The organism is Pseudomonas sp. PH1b, from assembly GCF_000633395.1.
Taxonomy (GTDB): Bacteria; Pseudomonadota; Gammaproteobacteria; order Pseudomonadales; family Pseudomonadaceae; genus Aquipseudomonas.
In genome coordinates, this window is sequence record NZ_AYMU01000015.1 from 21,106 (window position 1) to 39,367 (window position 18,262).

Here is an 18,262-nt window from a genome sequence, read left to right on the forward strand (position 1 = left end):
TTGCGGGTACTGTTGATCAAGACCTCTTCCCTGGGGGATGTGATTCACGCGCTGCCAGCGCTGACCGACGCCGCGCGAGCGATTCCGGGGATCAAGTTCGACTGGGTGGTGGAAGAAGGCTTTGCCGAGATTCCCAGCTGGCACCCGGCAGTGGGCAAGGTGATTCCAGTGGCGATCCGCCGCTGGCGCAAGAACATCTGGCAGACCATCAAGAGCGGTGAATGGCGGCGTTTCAAGCAGAGCGTGCGTTCGACCAAATACGATCTGGTGATTGACGCCCAGGGCCTGCTGAAGAGTGCCTGGCTGACCCGTTATGTCCGTGCCCCGGTGGCGGGCCTGGACAAGGACTCGGCGCGCGAGCCCCTGGCTTCGCGCTTCTATTCCCGGCGCCTGGCAGTGGCCCGTGGGCAGCACGCTGTGGAGCGGGTACGCCAGCTGTTTGCCGTGGCCTTGGGCTACGACCTGCCCCAGGGCCTGGGCGATTACGGGCTGAATGTCGACAAGCTGGTGGAACTGCCGCGCAAGAATCCCTTTGTGCTGTTCTTGCACGGCACCACCTGGGACACCAAGCACTGGCCTGAAGCCTATTGGCGCGAGTTGACCGAGCGCATGGGCATGCTCGGGGTCGAGGTCAAGCTGCCCTGGGGCAATCCTGCGGAAAAGGCCCGTGCCGAGCGCATCGCCAGCGGCCTGAAAAACGCCACGGTCCTGCCCAGGCTGAACCTGGCCGGGGTCGCCCGGGTACTGGCCGATGCCCAGGCCTGTGTGGCCGTGGACACCGGGCTTGGGCACCTTGCCGCGGCCCTGGATGTGCCGACCATCTCACTGTTTGGGCCGACCAATCCGGGGCTGACCGGTGCCTACGGCAAGGTGCAGATCCACCTGGGGAGCAACTTCCCCTGTGCGCCCTGCCTGCAGAAGAAGTGCACCTACCAGCCCACCGCTGTGGACCAGCAGCGTCATGACCTCAAGCGTGAGTGGCCGCTGTGCTTCACGCGCTTGAACCCCGAGCGTGTCGCCAGCCGACTGAGCGCCTTGTTACTGGCTGAGGAGCCGCGCTGATGCAATTGGCTTTTGTCCTTTATAAGTATTTCCCCTTCGGTGGCCTGCAGCGTGACTTCATGCGCATTGCCCTGGAGTGCCAGAGCCGCGGCCATCAGATCCGTGTCTACACCCTGATCTGGGAGGGCGATGTCCCTCCGGGTTTCGAAGTGCTGGTGGCGCCGGTCAAGGCGCTGTTCAACCATCGCCGCAATGAAAAGCTCAGCGCCTGGATGGAGGCCGACCTGGCCAAGCGTCCGGTGGACCGGCTGGTGGGCTTCAACAAGATGCCGGGGCTGGACGTGTACTACGCCGCCGATGGCTGTTTCGAGGACAAGGCGCAGAACCTGCGGCACTCGCTGTACCGTCGCTGGGGCCGCTACCGGCACTTTGCCGAGTACGAGCGGGCGGTGTTCGCCAAGGACGCCAAGACCGAGATCCTGATGATCTCCGAGGTCCAGCAGCCACTGTTCATCAAGCATTACGACACCCCGCTGGAACGCTTCCACCTGCTGCCGCCGGGGATCGCCCAGGACCGTCGGGCACCGGCCAACGCCGCCGAGATCCGGGCGGATTTCCGCCGTGAGTTCAAGCTCAAGGATGATGACCTGTTGCTGGTGCAGATCGGTTCCGGGTTCAAGACCAAGGGCGTGGATCGCAGCCTCAAGGCCCTGGCGGCACTGCCGTCAGCGTTGAAGAAGCGCACCCGGCTATTTGTAATCGGCCAGGACGACCCCAAGGTATTCCAGGTACAGAGCGCTGCGCTGGGCCTGAGCGACCAGGTGCAGTTCATGAAGGGCCGCAGTGATATTCCGCGGTTCCTGCTGGGGGCCGACCTGCTGATTCACCCGGCCTACAACGAAAACACCGGCACCGTATTGCTGGAGGCCCTGGTGGCCGGGCTGCCGGTGCTGGTCAGCGCGGTCTGCGGTTATGCCCATTACATTGCCGAGGCGCAGAGCGGCCTGGTCCTGGATGAGCCGCTGGAACAGTCGCAGCTCAATCAATACCTCACCACCATGTTGACCGACGACGCTGCACGCGCGACCTGGAGCCGTAATGGCCTGGCGTTCGCCGAGACGGCCGACCTCTATAGCATGCCGCAGCACGCTGCGGATGTGATTCTGGCGGAGCAACACCGATGAAGTTGATGCTTGCCGAACCCTTCAAGACCCTCTGGGCCGGACGCGATGCGTTCGCCGAAGTCGAGGGGCTCAAGGGCCAGGTCTACCGCGAGCTGGAAGCGCGCCGTACCTTGCGTACGGAAGTCGACGGCCGCGGTTATTTTGTCAAGATCCACCGCGGTATCGGCTGGGGCGAGATCGTCAAGAACCTGATCACCGCCAAACTGCCGGTGCTCGGCGCCGGCCAGGAGTGGCAGGCCCTCGAGCGCCTGCATCAAGTCGGTGTGCCGACCATGACTGCAGTGGCCTACGGCGAGCGCGGCGCCAATCCGGCAGACCAGCACTCGTTCATCGTCACCGAGGAGCTGGCTCCTACCGTCAGCCTTGAAGACTTCAGCATCGACTGGGTCAAGCAACCGCCGCTGCCTGCGCTCAAGCGAGCGCTGATTGCCGAAGTGGCCCGCATGACCGGGATGATGCACCGCGCCGGGGTCAACCATCGCGACTGCTACATCTGCCACTTCCTGCTGCACACCGACCGGCCGATCACCCCTGCGGGGCTCAAGCTCTCGGTGATCGACCTGCATCGGGCCCAGACCCGGCCGAAGATCACCCAGCGCTGGCGCAACAAGGATCTGGCCGCGCTGTATTTCTCGGCCCTGGACATAGGCCTGACGCGTCGCGACAAGCTGCGTTTTCTCAAGGGCTACTTCCAGCAACCGTTGCGCCAGATCCTGGCCGAAGAGGCTGCGCTGCTGTCCTGGCTGGAAGGCAAGGCGGAAAAGCTCTACGCACGTAAACAACGGTACGGAGACGCGCTCTGATGGCGAGCTGGAACCTGGATCCTGCTTATCAGGCATTGGCGCACGATTTTGGCAGTCTGCAAGCGGTGTTTGAACTTGAGGGCGAGCGCCTGACCCGTGATCCGTTGTCCGAGGTGGTTCGCGTCGAGCGTGATGGGGTCAACTACTACGTCAAGCGCTACACCGGCGCCGGCAAGAACCTGCGGCGCTACCTGGGCAAGCCTCGGGTCAAGTTCGAGTGGCAGAACCTCAAGCGCTTCGCCAAATGGGGCATCCCCACCGCCGATGTGGTGGCCTGGGGCCTGGAGCGGCGTGGCCTGGCCTACTCCCGTGGGGCGATGATTACCCGCGAACTGCCGCGCACCGAAGACTTGTCGGTGCTGGCCGAGCGCGACGATCCGAAGCTCAAGGACCGGCGCTGGGTCGATGGGGTCAGCCGGCAGTTGGCCAGCTACACCCGCATCATGCACGACCATCGTTTTACCCATAACGATTTGAAGTGGCGCAACCTGCTGGTCGACGATCAGGACCGGCTGTACCTGATTGACTGCCCGAACGGTGATTTCTGGCGTGGATTCTGGCTCAAATACCGGATCACCAAGGACCTGGCCTGCCTGGACAAGGTGGCCAAGTATCATCTGTCGGCGACTCAGCGCCTGCGCTTCTATCTGCAATACCGCCAGCGTGACCGTCTGAGCGCTGCCGACAAGGAGCGTATTCGTCACGTGGTGAGATTTTTCGAGGGGCGCGAATGACTGATTTCCTGGCGTCCGAGGAACGAGCGCTGCTGGAGCGCCACGGCCTTGGCACTTTTGACCAGTTGTGGGCGGCGAAGCTGCATGCGGTGGACGAACCCAATACCAGCCGCGGTGGCTACAGCACGGTCTTTCGCCTGGATCTGGAAGGGCAGGGGTTCTATCTCAAGCGCCAGAGCAACTACCTGACCCGGACCCTGCACCGGCCTTTTGGCGAGCCGAGTTTCGCTCGCGAATTCCGCAATATCCGCCGCTATCAGCAGATGGGCATTCCGGCGTTGCAGGCGGTGTTCTTCGGGATGCGCAAGGTGGCCGGAGAGTCCCGGGCGATTCTTTTGACGCGAGCGCTGGATGGCTGGGACGATCTGGACGCTCTGTTGCTGCGCTGGGAACAGCTCGACGAGGCGCAGCGCCAGGCGGTGCTCAAGGCCTGCGGCCTGCTGGCCCGGCAACTGCACGGCCTGCGGCAGGTGCATGGCTGTTTCTATCCCAAGCATATTTTCCTGCAGGCCAGCGGCGAGGGTTATCTGGCGCAACTGATCGACCTGGAGAAAACCCGCCCTTTGCTGTTCGGCCAGCGTGATCGGGTCAAGGACCTTGAGCCTCTGTTGCGCCGGGCCTCGGTGTGGCGTCCCGATGAGGTGCGCAGCCTGCTGGCGGCCTATCTGGATCAGCCGCTGGACAGTTCACTGGTGGATGCCTGGGGTACGCGCCTCAGTGCACGGAGCAGCCACAAGGAGGCCCGCTGATGCGCTTGTCCGAGTTGAAGAACAGCGGGCGCAGCCCGGCCCTGCCCCTGAGTCTGGACCTGGCAGACGCTGCCGGCCCGGCGCAGTTGCAGTTGTTGACCCTGCTGCGGGTATTGCCGGGCCAGCGTTATGTCGGCGCCGGAGTCTGGCGTGGGCGCCCGGTGCTGGCCAAGTTGCTGGTGGGGCCCAAGGCGGCCCGGCATTTCCAGCGCGAGCTTGCGGGGGTCAAGTTGCTGGCGGAGCAGGGGCTGACCACGCCGTTGCTGCTGGCTGATGGCTTGCAGGAAGGCGAGGGCGGCTGGCTGCTGTTCGAGTTCCTGGAGGGGGCGCAGAGCCTGGGTGACGCCTGGAAACAAGTGGAAACACTACGGGTGCTGGCGGATGAACAGGTCGCCGTGCTGGCAGAGGCACTGGGCGCGATCGCCGAGCTGCATGCCAAGGGCCTGTGGCAGGAGGACCTGCACCTGGACAACTTGCTGCGCCATGACGGCAAGCTGTATTTGATCGATGGTGCAGGCATCTGCGTCGAAGCAGCGGGCCAGCCCCTGTCGCGGCCCAAGGTGCTGGAGAACCTCGGGGTGTTCTTCGCCCAGTTGCCCAAAAGCCTGGAGCCCTTCACTGAAGAGTTGCTGGTGCATTACCTGTTGAGCAATGCCGAGCATGCCTTGCCCCTGGAAGCCCTGCAAAAGCAGGTGAACAAGGTGCGTGGCTGGCGCCTGCGGGATTTTCTCGCCAAGGTCGGCCGCGAATGCACGCTGTTCTGCGTGCAGCGGGGGCCGTTTGCCTTACGCGCGATTCGTCGTGAGGAGGCGTCGGCAATGTTGCCGGTACTCGAACAGGCCGATGCCCTGCTGGACCAGGGGCATTTGTACAAGACCGGTGGCGCAGCCAGTGTCGGCCGGGTCGAGGTGGCGGGGCGCAGCCTGGTGATCAAGCGCTACAACATCAAGGGGTTTGCCCATTGGCTCAAGCGCTTCTGGCGGCCAAGCCGGGCGTGGCACTCCTGGCGTGAAGGCAATCGCCTGGCGTTTCTGGGCATAGCCACGCCCAGGCCTCTGGCGGTGCTGGAGCAGCGTTTTTTCTGGTTGCGCCGGCGTGCCTACCTGGTGACCGAGTACCTGCCCGGGCCGGACATCATCGAGCGCTTTGCGCCGTTCGTGGCCAAAGGCGACGCGCCTGAGGCTGAGCTGCAGGCTCTGGACCAGCTGTTTGCGGAGCTGATCAAGGAACGCATCAGCCATGGCGACTTCAAGGGCCACAACCTGTTCTGGCAGGAAGACCGCTGGTCCCTGATCGACCTCGATGCCATGCGCCAGCATTCGAGCCTGGGCAGTTTCGCGCCGGCGTACGCCCGTGACCGCGCGCGCTTCATGCGCAACTGGCCCGAAAGCAGTGCCTTGTACCAGGTGATCGACCAGCGCTTGCCGAAGACGGCACACGCCTCCCAGGCTTGAGCCTGCGACCTGTCGTCGCTGGTTGAGCCGCTGAAACGGCCCGCAGGGGCATACCGAGGGCCGGCCGGTGCGCCTCCTGTACCGGCGGCCCCGACCCTTGCCGCTTGCCGCTAGAGGCTTGCCCCTGCTTTTACGTTATAATCCCGCCCTTTCGTTGTTTCTCGCCCCTTGCGAGCACACATCATTTTCAAGGCGCACTGCGCCCGCATGCAGACTAAACGAGGCTAGACCCCTGTGGCATTGACGATTCTTGGCCTGTCCGGCGCCCTTAGCCATGATCCTTCAGCGGCCCTGTACATCGACGGCAAACTGGTTGCCGCCGCTGAAGAAGAGCGTTTCGTGCGCGACAAGCATGCAAAGAACCGCATGCCCTACGAGTCGGCGAAGTTCTGCCTGGAACAGGCCGGGATCAAACCGTCCGACGTCGACGTGGTGGCGATTCCCTTTGCCCCGATCAGCCTGTTCGGCAAGGCGCGCTGGCACTATGCCAAGCGCTACTGGTACGCCCCGGATCGCGCCCTGGATGCGATCCTGATGGGCAACCGTCGCTACAAGCGCTATCGCAACAAGATCGTCTGGTGCCTGGAGCAACTGGGTTTTGACCCGAAGAAGATCAAGATCGAGCCGGTGGAGCACCACCTGGCCCACGCCTCCAGTGCCTACCACTGCTCGGGCTTCAAGGAGAAGACCGCGATCCTCGGGATCGACGGCAAGGGCGAGTACGCCACCACCTTCTTCGGCTACGGCGAAAACGGCAAGATCCACAAGATCAAGGAATTCTTCGACCCGGACTCCCTGGGCGGCCTGTACGGTGCGATCACCGAGTTCCTCGGCTTCGAGATGCTCGACGGCGAGTTCAAGGTCATGGGCATGGCGCCGTATGGCGATGCCAGCAAATACGATTTCTCGCGCCTGGCCAGCTTTGAAAACGGCGAGCTGGTGATCAACACCGACTACGCCAACGTCATCGGCCTGCGTCGCTACAAAGAGAAAGGCAAGGGGTTCTACTTCTCGCCAAAACTCATCGAGTGGCTGGGTCCCAAGCGCGAAGGCGACATCGCCGACGAGCCTTACATCCACTACGCGGCGAGCATGCAGGCCTTGTTCGAGAAGCTGGCCCTGCAGATGATCGACCACTACCTGGGCGACATCCTCAAGGAAACCGGCAAGCTGGCCTTCGCCGGCGGCTGTGCGCTGAACGTCAAGCTGAACCAGAAGATCATCGCCCGTCCCGAGGTCAAGGAGCTGTTCGTGCAGCCGGCTTCCGGTGACGCGGGTACCGCAGTCGGTGCCGCGGCCTATGTGTCCCACGCTCGCGGTGTGCCGGTAGAGAAGATGGAGCACGTCTATCTCGGCCCGTCCTACAGCAACGAAGACGTGATCGCCGCCTGTGCCCGTCACCCGCACAAGCCGGCCTGGCGCCAGATCGACAACACCCCGGAGCGGATCGCCAAGATCATGGTCGACGGCAACCCGGTGGCCTGGTTCCAGGGCCGCATGGAGTTCGGTCCGCGGGCCCTGGGCGGTCGTTCGATCATTGGTTGCCCGAGCGCCGCAGGCGTGGCCGACCGGATCAACGAGCAGATCAAGTTCCGCGAGCGCTGGAGGCCTTTCTGCCCGTCGATGCTCGACACCGTCGGCCCGCAAATGATCAAGGTCGACCACCCGGCGCCCTTCATGACCTTCACCTTCGAAGTGGCTGAAGAGTGGAAGACCCGAGTGCCGGAAGTGGTCCACGAGGACGGTACGTCCCGGGCCCAGGTGCTCAAGCGCGAGTACAACCCGCGCTACTACGACATGATGAAGGCCCTGGAAGTCCTGACCGGCAACGGCGTGTCGCTGAATACTTCGCTGAACCGTCGTGGCGAGCCGATGATCTGCTCGCCTACCGATGCCTTGAACATGTTCTACGGTTCCGATCTGCAGTACCTGATCATGGAAGACATCCTGGTGGTCAAAGACGGCGTGGATCCTTATGACACGCTCGGCTGAGCGCCATGTGCTGCAGTTCTGCCACGGCTATGACGGGCCGTTCCTGGACTGCGCCCGGCAATACGCCAGCCTCTTCGCGGGCAGCGGCTATCGGGTGACCACGGTGTTTCTCACCGGGGCCGCCGATGCCGATGTCGCCGCCGGTTGCGCGTCCGACGAAGTGCTGTTCATGGAGTACAGCTCCAAGGCCATTCGTGGCCTGAAGCTGGGCGCCATCCGCGACCTGCGCAAGATCGCCGCATCACGCAATTTCAGCTTCTGCATCGCCCACCGGTTCAAGCCGATTTACATCGCCTTGCTGGGCACCGGCTTGCCGGTGATCGGTGTCCATCATGCGTTTTCCGATTACAAGCGCGGCAGCCGCAAGCTCTTCGCCCAGCTGTTCCGCAAGCGCCTGAGCCTGCTCGGGGTGTCCGATGCCGTGCGTGACGACATGCGCACCTGCCTGCCGAAATGGCCGGCGCAGCGGATTCAGACCCTGTACAACCGCATCGACCTGGAGGCCTTGCAGGCCGAGCAACTGAGCGCTGCCCAGGCCCGCAGCGAGTTGGGGCTGTCCGCCGATGCCTGGATTGTCGGCAACGTCGGGCGCCTGCACCCGGACAAGGACCAGGCCACCTTGCTGCGTGGCTTCGCCGCGGCCGTGCCACAGTTGCCGGTACACAGCCAACTGGCGATTCTTGGAACCGGGCGCCTGGAAAAAGACCTGAAATCCCTGGCCCGGGAACTGGGGATTGCCGATCGCGTGTTGTTCCTTGGGCAGGTGGCCCAGGCCCGACGCTATTTCCGCGCCTTCGATGTGTTCGCCCTGAGCTCCGATCACGAGCCATTCGGCATGGTGCTGCTGGAGGCCATGGCCGCTGGCGTGCCGCTGCTGGCCACCGCCTGTGGCGGTGCCCGGGAAGTGGTCGAGGGAGTGGGCATCCTGTTCCCCCTGGGCGACGTCGAGCATATGGCCCAGGGGCTGCAGCACCTGGCCGCGATGGACGATCACCAGCGCCGGGTCTGTGCCGAACTGATGCTTGATCGCCTGCGCGAGCGCTTTTCCGATCGCGCCGTGCGCGACGTATTCTGGCGTTTGCCGCACGTCATCGACCTGACCGCGAGGGGCTGATGCTCAACCGATTTCAAGGCTGGCGCGAACGTGGCTGGTCAGTCATTGACGCCTCGACCTATGCCGATGCCTGGCAGCGTTTCGGGGGCAGTGTGGCCACCCATCCGCTGGTGGTCGAACAACTGGCGGACCTGGCACAGATCCCGGTGCGCTACCTGGCCTGGGAGCACAATGGCCAGTTGCAGGCCGCCATCGCCACCTGGGGACGGGACTTGGCCCTGTCCAAGGATGTGCTCAAGCGTGCCGGCAAGAAGGGTTTGTTCGACATCGGCAATGCCGAGTTGATCCTCCCGGCCGCCGCCGATGCCCAGGCGCCGTTGCGCCATCGCGGGCGTTATCTCTCGGCATTGAACCAGGGCCGTTTCGGCACCCTCAAGCCACAGGCCGAACAGTTGGCCATGGCCCGCACGCCGGAAGAACTGTCGAAAAAGTTTCGCTACAACCAGCGTCGTGAATTGCGCCTGCTGGAAGAGGCGGGCGGTGTGGTGCGTGGGGTCGGAGATTTCACCAGCGCGGAACTGGCAGCTATCTACTGTGACCTGTTCCAGCGCCGCTGGGGCTTTGCCGCCACCGGCGCCGAGCGTATGGCCGAAGTACTGGAGCGCTTGCGCGAGCTGCTGATAGGTTCGGTGATTTTCCTCAATGACGCACCGATTGCCGTGCAGTTGATCTATCGGGTTGAAGCGCCGGAGTGGATCAGCGTCGAATACGTCAATGGCGGGGTCGACCCTGAGACCCGTGAATTCAGTCCGGGTAGCGTGCTGAGCTTTCTCAACACCCAGGGTGCCTGGGAGCAGGCCCGGGCCTTGAACAAGCCGCTGCGTTTCTCCTTCGGTCGTGCCGACCGTGAATACAAGGACCGTTGGTGCAATCCTGTGCCGGTTTTCCAGGTATGAGTCAGCCCATGAGTCGCAAGCAGCAATTGCTCAAGCGCCATCGCCGGAATAAGCGCATTGCCCTGTTGATCGGGCTGGTGCTGTTGCTGCTGGCCGGCGTGCTGCTGGCCTGGTGGCTGCCGATCCTGCTGGCCGTGCTCGGCTGGCTGGCCCATGAAGCCTGGTTTGCCGATCACCTGTTCTACTCGCCCAAGGATGACTACCACTACGACTTCGGCAGCGAGGCGCAGCAGGTGGCGGTGCGTCTGGAGGCGGGGCGCTTGTTGCTGGATTCGGCGCCGCAATGGGCGGGGGACGAGACCCTGGTGCTTGGGGTGCAGGTCAAGAGCTCATGGCTGGGGCGCTTCCTGGATCCGGCCATCGAGGTGCTGGGTGGCCCGAGCGCCGATCGCCAGGCATTCGAGCGCGGGGTCAACGGCCTGCGCTATCTCAATCTCAGTGGTTTGGCGGGCCCCCTGGGCCGTGGCGAGCTGCAGTTGCGCGGGCGTTTCTGCCGGATCCGGATCCAGCCTCAGTTGATGGCCTGGTGTGATCCGGATTATCGGCGCCAGCGGGTGATGGTGATCGCCCCCCATGCCGACGACGCCGAGCTGGCGGCATTCGGCCTTTACAGCCAGGCCGATGAAACCTGGATCGTGACCCTGACCGCCGGGGAAATCGAGGCCGAGCATTACCAGGCCATGGGCCTGGAGGCGGCCGAAGCATCGCGGCTCAAGGGCCGGCTGCGGGCCTGGGACAGTATTGCCGTACCGCACTGGGCCGGCGTCCCGCAAGCCCAGTGCGTGCAGCTGGGGTACTTCTGCCTGCAATTGTCCGCGATGCAGGCTGCGCCAGAGCAGCCGATCGCCTCCCGCGAGGCCCAGCTGAGCGATATCCGCCTGTTCCGCCAGTTCAATCCGTTTGCGCTGCCGGCCGACCAGGATGGATTGCCGACCTGGAACAACCTCCTGGCCGATCTGCGTGCGCTGCTGCTCAAGGCGCGTCCGCAGGTGATCGTGCTGCCACACCCGTCACTGGACCCGCACCCCGACCATATCTGTGCCCAGGCAGCGGTGATGCAGGCCCTGCAAGGGCTGGAGTGGCAGCCGAGCACGGTGCTCGGTTACGCCAATCACCTGCACGACAATGATCGCTGGCCGATGGGTGATTCGGGGGCGGGCATCGCATTGCCGCCGGTATTTGCCTCGACTGCGGTCCTGCGCCCCTGGTGCCTGGCGCTTTCCCCGGCCGAGCAATATGACAAGGCCATGGCCTTGGGCATGATGCATGATTTGCAACCGAGAATGCCGTTCAAGCGCCGCCTGCGCAGGTCGATACAACGGCTTCTGGCTGGTAGGGTGCCCTCGGCGCTGGGGGAGAATGAGTTCTTTCGCAAGGCGGTCAGGCGCCATGAGCTGTTCTGGCTATTGCAACAGCGATAAACCGACATAACCATAGGGGCATTTTGTGCCCCTAATCACGACAGTGAGTCCTTTGTGATCAATCCTCGCCCGCGAATCTTGTTTCTCATGCCCTACTTCGGGCGCTGGCCTTTCTGGCTGCCGTTCTTCCTCGAGAGCTGCCGGCGCAATCCGGATATCGACTGGCTGTTTTTCAGCGACTGCGGGATCCCGGATAACCTGCCGCCGAACGTCATTTATGAAAGCATGAGCTTTGCCGATTACTGCGCCCTGGTATCCCAGCGCCTGGACATCGACTTTGCCCCCGATGCGGCCTACAAGATCTGTGACATCCGGCCGGCAATGGGGCTGATCCATGCTGACCGGCTGGAGGGCTACGACTTCTGGGCCTTCGGCGATATCGACCTGGTCTACGGTGATCTGCGGGCCTATTTCACGGATGACCGCCTGGCACAGTACGACCTGTTCTCCACCCACGAGCGGCGGGTTGCCGGGCACTTGTGCCTGATACGCAACAATGCACGCCAGCGGGAGCTGTTCAGGCAGATCAAGAACTGGCAGGTACGCTTTACCGATAAGCAGCATCACGCACTGGATGAGGGGGCGTTCAGCCGGATTTTCCTCTGGCGCAAGAACTTCCCGGAGCCGCTGTTCAAGCTGGTGGGCAAGTTCAATCCGGCACGCCGTCGCAGTGAGTTCACCGAGGCGTTCAGTACCCCGGGTGGAGTGATCAAGTGGCATGATGGCAGTCGGGATTTTCCCTCGTGCTGGTACTGGAAGGATGGGCGCCTGACCAATGACCGCGACGCCGACCGCACCTTTGCGTATTTCCACTTCGTGTGCTGGAAGCGCAATGAATGGGCGGCCCTGCCGGACCCTGATCCGCAAGCGGTCCAGGCCCTGGCCAGCGAATCGTCCTGGGTCATCGATGCCACAGGTTTTCACCGGGGAGAGTCATGAGCCAGCGCTTCAAGGTCCTGCAATTGCAGCCGGACTACAACGTCAAGTCCCACGACTTCGCAGACCTGGCGGAGCAGATCGTCAAGGCATTGCCGGCGGAACGCTACGAGGTCACCGCGGCCTTTCTGCGGGGGCGCCCTGGGCCTTCCGATCCGGTGAGCCGGGCTGATCATTCGGTGTATTTCGAGTTTTCCGACAAGTCCCTCAAGGGCATGCGCCTGCGGGCCATGTGGCGGCTGTACCAGTTCTGCCGCAAGGAAAAGTTCGATGTGGTGATCTGCAACCGCTTCAAGCCGGTGAACATGATGCTGACCCTCAACCGCTGGTTGAAGGTGCCGCTGTGCATCGGCATCTCCCATGGGTTCGGCGAGTACGATCGGCTGTACCGTCGCCGCCAGACCCAGCGCCTGATCGACCGGCACTGGCGTTTTGTCGGGGTGTCGCCGGCAGTCAAGCAGTACCTGCTGGATTGCCAGTGCGGCTTCACCGACCAGAATACCTGGGCGATCACCAACGCCATCGATATCGAACAGGCCGAGGCCCTGCAGCATTCCCGCGAGCGTTCCCGGGAGTTGCTGGGGCTGGATCCGTCGGTGCGCCTGATCGGCGCCCTGGGTCGCCTGGTGCCGGTGAAAGGCCAGACCTACCTGTTGCAGGCCTTTGCCCAGCTCAAGGACAAATACCCCGAGGCGCAACTGGCGATCATCGGTGCCGGGCGTGAAGAGGCCAATCTGCGTGCCGAGATCGAGCGCCTGGGGCTGCAGGGCCGGGCACACCTGCTGGGGTTCAAGGAAAACGCCCTGCAATACGTGCGGGCCTTCGATATCTGGACCATGCCGTCATTGGCCGAAGGCCTGGGCCTGGCATTGCTGGAAGGCATGAGCGGGCACCTGCCGGTGATTGCCTCGAATGTGCCGGCGATGTTGCCGCTGATCGAGGGGGCTGGCGGCCTGGCGGTGGAGCCGGCCAATGTGCCGGCCCTGGCAGCGGCCCTGGACAACTACCTGGGGCTTAGCGACGAGGCACTGGCCGCCAAGGGTGAGCAGGCTTATCGCTATCTGCAGAACGAACATGATATCGAGGTGTTCCGCGAGGAATACCGGCAATTGATCGACTCGGGATTGAGTCAGGCGGGCAAGGGGCAGTAATGACGGACCAGCAACCTGTGGTGACAGTGATCATCGCTTCCTACAACCACGCGCCCTACATTGAGCAAAGCATCCTCAGCGTGCTCAACCAGACCTATTCGAACATCGAATTGCTGGTGGTCGATGACGGTTCCAGCGACGACAGTGTCGAGCGTATCCGGCGCTTGCAGGAACAGCATGGTTTCGATTTTCGGGTCCAGCAGAACCAGGGCCTGACCAACACCCTCAATGGCGCCATCGCGCGCGCCAAGGGCAGCCTGATCGTGCCCTTCGGCTCCGACGACATCATGCTGCCCGAGCGCATCGCGACTCAGGTGGCCCATATGGACGGCAAGCCCGAAGTCGGGATCTGTGCCGGCAATATCGAGTTGATCGACAGCGAAGGCAATCTGTTTCCCGAGAAACGCCAGCGTCGGGACGTGCCGTTTCGGCGCCTGGACTTCGACGACATGTTCCTTGAGCGCAAGCCTTACCCGCCGGCACCGACCCTGATGATTCGCCGCGAGGCGCTGGACAAGGTCGGTGGTTTCGACCCGAACATCCGCCTGGAAGACTTGCTGATCGAGTTGAAGATCACCCATGCGGGTTATTTCATCGATGGCTTGAATGTGGTGATGGCGCGCTATCGCAAACACGCCACCAACTCCTACAAGAACCACCGCTTCATGATCGACAACATCCTGCGGACCTATGCCCTGTTCAGCGATCACCCGCTGTACGACGAGGTGCGCTACAAGTTCCTCAGCTCGATGTTCCTCAAGGTTTCCAATCGTGATCGCAAGCTGGCCCGCGAGCTGCTGGCGCAGATTCCGTTCAAGGCCTGGAACAAGAAGACCTGGCGTGGTCTGGCCCGCCTGTGCTTCTCGCCTCTGGAAAAAGACTGAGGCAAGGCCCAGCCTCGAAGCGGGGGCGATCCGGATCTACACAACAAGACAGCCCCTCGGGGCTGTCTTGTTGTGTGTCGGGTCTTGATGTCAGTGAAGGCCTTTGGCGGCGCTGGCGGGCATCAGTGGTTTGAGCAGCCCCAGTGCCTGGACCATGGACGTCTGCTGGGCGTAGCCCGCCTGCAATGCCGGCAGATGCTCCTGGAACAGCCATTGGCTGTCTTCGGCATAGCGTTGCATGTGACGCAGGTTGCGCTGGCGCAACGAGGTTCGCAGCGCCGACGGATAAACCCGCAGGTCGGCCAGGTCGATCAGACCGAACTCTCCATTTTCCAGAACCAGCACATTGGCCAGGTGCAGGGAGCGGAAATACACCCCGCGTTGGTGCAGGCTGGCCATGAACGCGCCAAAACGCTCAATCAGTGCACTGCGCTCCTGCGCTGACGCCGCCGACTGCAGGCTCTGGCGCAGGGTCTGCCCCGGCAGTGGCTGATAGCGCACGGCGCTGCTGCCATCGGCGAGGCGGTACAAGGCCAGAGTGGTCGGCGTGACAATGCCCAGGTCGCGCAGTTGTTCGCTGTTCTCGGCGAAACGTTGGGAATAGGGGTTGAAGCCCCCGGAGGTATACCAGCGCCGAGGACGGAACAGTTTGAGGAAGCTGCCGTCTTCCAGGCGCAGGACCTTGGGCCCTAGGCCATCGGATTCGATGACGTGAGCGTTGGCAGTGAGTTGCTCCAGGGCGGCCGGAGTCAGCGCCTGCTGGGGCAGGGGAGGCGAGCGCCGGGCTCTCTGGCTGATGCACAAGGCGGCAATCAGGGCCAGGGGGATCCACAGCAGGAACCAGTGCTCCTTGGGACGAGAAAGGATTCCGCCGCCTTCTGTCAGGCCGGCGCCTATACCGAATATGAGCCAGGTCGAGGCCAGGATGAGCAGCGGGGTGCTACGCAGTTGCCAGCTTTTGAACAATCCCCAGGCTTGCATGAACAGCCAGGGAAGCAAGCCTATGATACCGACGTAGTACAGCACGCCCAGCGTGAAGTTATGAGGTTCCGCCAGCAGATAGCCAATGCCGGCGTCCACTACCAGATCGGCGTTGTAGCCGTGACCAATCCAGGGATGTTCTGCAATGTAGCCAAGCATCAAGGTCCAGATTTCGATGCGATAGGAGTTACGTTCGCCCAGCATATGAGAGAACAGAAACAGCACGGTTGTACCGCAAATCAGCATTGCCGCGATTAAAATTATCGAGCGGCGATTCCAGCAGATGAAGCTGATCCAGGCGGCTGCTAGCGTCAAGGCCACCAATGGTGTTCGTGAACCGGTAGCCAGGACCGTGGCAAACATGATGCCCATGGCCGGAATGGTCAGGAAAAGAACGCGCATGCGCTGACAGGTCATGCTCAGCCATAGCCAATAGACTAAGTAAAAACCGAATAGGTGAGAGCTCAGCAGTGGGTTGTCGAAGGCGCCGCCACCAATCATGCGGGCTCCATGGGTATATACCTTGCTGAATGCATACAGATTGAGAACAGATGCAATGAGCGCCACGGTTGCCGCGCAGAAGAGCAGTGGCTGCAACATCTCCCTACGGTAGTTGACCAGGAGGCTGCAGCCGGCAAAGAGCATCAGCAGGTGCAGAGGTGTTTTGAACTCGCCGGCCACGCTATCGACTGGCGGGCTCCAGGCCAGGCTGATCAGGGCCCAACTGCAAAACAGCAGAACGGCGATGAAAATCGGTTCACGCAACAGGTTCTTGAGTTCACTTGGACGCATGCACAGGGCAATCAAGGTCGGGATACTGAATAGCCCGTAATACAGCTTGTGCAATCCACTGCGCCCTGGAAGGAAGAACAGCGCGCACAGCAGGAGCAGATAGCCGATCGGCAGAATCCACAGGCAAATGAAATCGAATACTCGATTGGACGTATTGCGAAGAGCATTGAGTTGCATGCTTAGACGTTCATCCCGGAAGTTAAGCTGGCCATCATAACGACTATTGTCGGGCCCTGTCGTTTGTCCGTTGAACAATAATCAGCCGTTCGGGGATTCTCGGTGCCGTAGGCAAGCTGTGCTAAAGTCAGCCTCCTTTTTGACGACATTCGCGTGATATGACCGACTCCAGTCCCAGCGCAAGCCCCTCGAGCTTGAAAATCTACTTCCGTCTGCTCGGCTATGTGCGGCCATATATTGGTCTGTTCCTCATCAGCATCGTCGGGTTCCTGATCTTCGCCTCAACCCAGCCCATGCTCGGCTACATTCTCAAGTATTTCGTCGACGGTCTGTCCAATCCCGAGGCGGCGCTGTTCCCCACGGTTCCCTACCTGCGAGACATGCGCTTGCTGCAGGCGGTGCCGCTGCTGATCGTACTGATCGCCGCCTGGCAGGGGCTGGGCTCCTACCTGGGCAACTACTTCCTGGCCAAGGTTTCCCTGGGGCTGGTGCACGACCTGCGGGTGCAGTTGTTCAACAACCTGCTGACCCTGCCCAACCGCTACTTCGACAAGCACAACTCCGGGCACCTGATCTCGCGGATCACCTTCAACGTGACCATGGTCACGGGGGCGGCAACGGATGCGATCAAGGTGGTGATTCGCGAAGGCATGACGGTGATCTTCCTGTTCGGCTCGCTGCTGTGGATGAACTGGCGCCTGACCCTGGTGATGATCGCCATCCTGCCGCTGATCGCCATCATGGTCCGTACCGCCAGCAAGAAATTCCGCAAGCAGAGCAAGAAGATCCAGGCCGCCATGGGCGATGTGACCCACGTGGCTTCGGAAACCATCCAGGGCTATCGCGTGGTGCGCAGCTTCGGTGGCGAGACTTATGAGCAGCAGCGTTTCCTCGCGGCCAGCCAGGGCAACACCGACAAGCAATTGCGCATGACCCGCACCGGAGCCATCTACACCCCGCTACTGCAGTTGGTGATCTACAGCGCCATGGCGGTGCTGATGTTCCTGGTCCTGTACCTGCGCGGCGACGCTTCGGCGGGCGAGATGGTGGCCTACATCACCATGGCCGGCCTGCTGCCCAAGCCGATCCGCCAACTGTCCGAAGTCAGTTCGACCATCCAGAAGGGCGTGGCCGGTGCGGAAAGCATTTTCGAGCAACTGGACGTCGAGCCGGAAATCGATCGTGGCACCGTGGAACATGCGAGCATCAGTGGGCACCTGGAAGTGCGCAACCTGAGCTTCACCTACCCGGGAACCGAGCGCCAGGTGCTCGACGACATCAGCTTCAGCGTCGAGCCCGGAAAAATGGTGGCCCTGGTGGGCCGGTCCGGCAGCGGCAAGTCGACCCTGGCCAACCTGATTCCGCGTTTCTATCACCATGACAAGGGCCAGATCCTCCTGGACGGCACCGAGGTCGAAGACTATCGCCTGCTCAACCTGCGCCGGCATATTGCCCAGGTTACCCAGCATGTCACCTTGTTCAGTGACACCGTGGCCAACAACATCGCTTACGGCGATCTGGCTGGCGCGCCGCGGGCGGACATCGAAAAAGCCGCGACCGATGCCTACGCCATGGACTTCATCAGCCAGTTGCCCGAAGGCCTCGATACCCAAGTGGGGGAGAACGGCGTGCTGCTTTCGGGTGGCCAGCGCCAGCGCCTGGCGATTGCCAGGGCCTTGCTGAAGAACGCGCCGCTGTTGATTCTCGATGAGGCCACTTCGGCCCTGGATACCGAATCCGAGCGGCATATCCAGGCCGCCCTGGACAAGGTCATGAAAGGCCGTACCACGTTGGTCATCGCTCACCGTCTGTCGACCATCGAGAAGGCCGACATGATCCTGGTCATGGATCAGGGACGGATTGTCGAGCGTGGCAGCCATGCCCAGTTGCTGGCGCAGAACGGCTATTACGCGCGCTTGCATGCCATGGGCCTGGATGAGCCCGCACCGAGCGGGATCGCCTGATCCACGACGGGGAGCGAGCAGGCTCGCT

General features: G+C 62.4%; 15 protein-coding genes. 14 read left to right on the forward strand and 1 reads right to left on the reverse strand.

Annotation, left to right across the window (positions count from 1 at the left end):
* The 13 genes from waaC (at position 1) to U873_RS0122730 (ending at position 14,320) form a co-directional block, all read left to right on the forward strand.
* Positions 1-1,062 carry a lipopolysaccharide heptosyltransferase I gene (gene waaC / locus U873_RS0122670; protein ID WP_025130416.1) on the forward strand — a complete coding sequence of 354 codons (1,062 nt, stop codon included), beginning with the start codon at positions 1-3 and terminating at the stop codon, positions 1,060-1,062.
* Positions 1,062-2,186: a glycosyltransferase family 4 protein gene (locus U873_RS0122675; protein ID WP_025130417.1), complete on the forward strand. Its 1,125-nt coding sequence runs from the start codon at positions 1,062-1,064 to the stop codon at positions 2,184-2,186. Before waaC ends, U873_RS0122675 begins: the two co-directional genes overlap by 1 nt.
* Positions 2,183-2,989: a lipopolysaccharide core heptose(I) kinase RfaP gene (gene rfaP / locus U873_RS0122680; protein WP_025130418.1), complete on the forward strand. Its 807-nt coding sequence runs from the start codon at positions 2,183-2,185 to the stop codon at positions 2,987-2,989. The genes U873_RS0122675 and rfaP overlap by 4 nt, the downstream gene beginning before the upstream one ends.
* A complete protein-coding gene (locus U873_RS0122685) occupies positions 2,989-3,723 on the forward strand; it encodes a lipopolysaccharide kinase InaA family protein (RefSeq protein WP_025130419.1) in 735 nt (244 codons plus the stop codon). The genes rfaP and U873_RS0122685 overlap by 1 nt, the downstream gene beginning before the upstream one ends.
* Positions 3,720-4,472, forward strand: coding sequence for a lipopolysaccharide kinase InaA family protein (locus U873_RS0122690; protein WP_025130420.1), 753 nt, complete (start codon positions 3,720-3,722; stop codon positions 4,470-4,472). The genes U873_RS0122685 and U873_RS0122690 overlap by 4 nt, the downstream gene beginning before the upstream one ends.
* The gene (locus U873_RS0122695) at positions 4,472-5,926 is read left to right on the forward strand and encodes a lipopolysaccharide kinase InaA family protein (protein ID WP_025130421.1); all 1,455 of its coding nucleotides are present in this window, start codon (positions 4,472-4,474) and stop codon (positions 5,924-5,926) included. Before U873_RS0122690 ends, U873_RS0122695 begins: the two co-directional genes overlap by 1 nt.
* 234 nt (positions 5,927-6,160) lie before the next feature.
* Positions 6,161-7,918: a carbamoyltransferase gene (locus U873_RS0122700; RefSeq protein ID WP_025130422.1), complete on the forward strand. Its 1,758-nt coding sequence runs from the start codon at positions 6,161-6,163 to the stop codon at positions 7,916-7,918.
* The gene (locus U873_RS0122705) at positions 7,902-9,032 is read left to right on the forward strand and encodes a glycosyltransferase (protein ID WP_025130423.1); all 1,131 of its coding nucleotides are present in this window, start codon (positions 7,902-7,904) and stop codon (positions 9,030-9,032) included. The genes U873_RS0122700 and U873_RS0122705 overlap by 17 nt, the downstream gene beginning before the upstream one ends.
* On the forward strand, positions 9,032-9,928 hold the full coding sequence (locus tag U873_RS0122710) for an antimicrobial resistance protein Mig-14 (protein ID WP_025130424.1): 897 nt from the start codon (positions 9,032-9,034) through the stop codon (positions 9,926-9,928). The genes U873_RS0122705 and U873_RS0122710 overlap by 1 nt, the downstream gene beginning before the upstream one ends.
* 8 nt (positions 9,929-9,936) lie before the next feature.
* Positions 9,937-11,349 (forward strand): PIG-L deacetylase family protein, encoded by a 1,413-nt coding sequence (locus tag U873_RS0122715; RefSeq protein WP_025130425.1) that lies wholly within the window; start codon positions 9,937-9,939, stop codon positions 11,347-11,349.
* 54 nt (positions 11,350-11,403) lie between these two features.
* The gene (locus U873_RS0122720; protein WP_025130426.1) at positions 11,404-12,288 is read left to right on the forward strand and encodes a DUF6625 family protein; all 885 of its coding nucleotides are present in this window, start codon (positions 11,404-11,406) and stop codon (positions 12,286-12,288) included.
* Positions 12,285-13,436 (forward strand): glycosyltransferase family 4 protein, encoded by a 1,152-nt coding sequence (locus tag U873_RS0122725; RefSeq protein ID WP_025130427.1) that lies wholly within the window; start codon positions 12,285-12,287, stop codon positions 13,434-13,436. Before U873_RS0122720 ends, U873_RS0122725 begins: the two co-directional genes overlap by 4 nt.
* Entirely contained in the window at positions 13,436-14,320 is an 885-nt protein-coding gene (locus U873_RS0122730) for a glycosyltransferase (RefSeq protein ID WP_025130428.1), read from the forward strand. The genes U873_RS0122725 and U873_RS0122730 overlap by 1 nt, the downstream gene beginning before the upstream one ends.
* 90 nt (positions 14,321-14,410) lie before the next feature.
* On the opposite strand, the gene U873_RS0122735 is transcribed toward U873_RS0122730, so the two are convergent.
* A complete protein-coding gene (locus tag U873_RS0122735; RefSeq protein ID WP_025130429.1) occupies positions 14,411-16,270 on the reverse strand; it encodes a bifunctional O-antigen ligase/aminoglycoside phosphotransferase family protein in 1,860 nt (619 codons plus the stop codon).
* A gap of 158 nt (positions 16,271-16,428) precedes the next feature.
* On the opposite strand from U873_RS0122735, the gene msbA reads away from it, so the two are divergent.
* Positions 16,429-18,234 (forward strand): lipid A export permease/ATP-binding protein MsbA, encoded by a 1,806-nt coding sequence (gene msbA / locus U873_RS0122740; RefSeq protein WP_025130430.1) that lies wholly within the window; start codon positions 16,429-16,431, stop codon positions 18,232-18,234.
* The last annotated feature ends 28 nt before the right edge of the window (positions 18,235-18,262 follow it).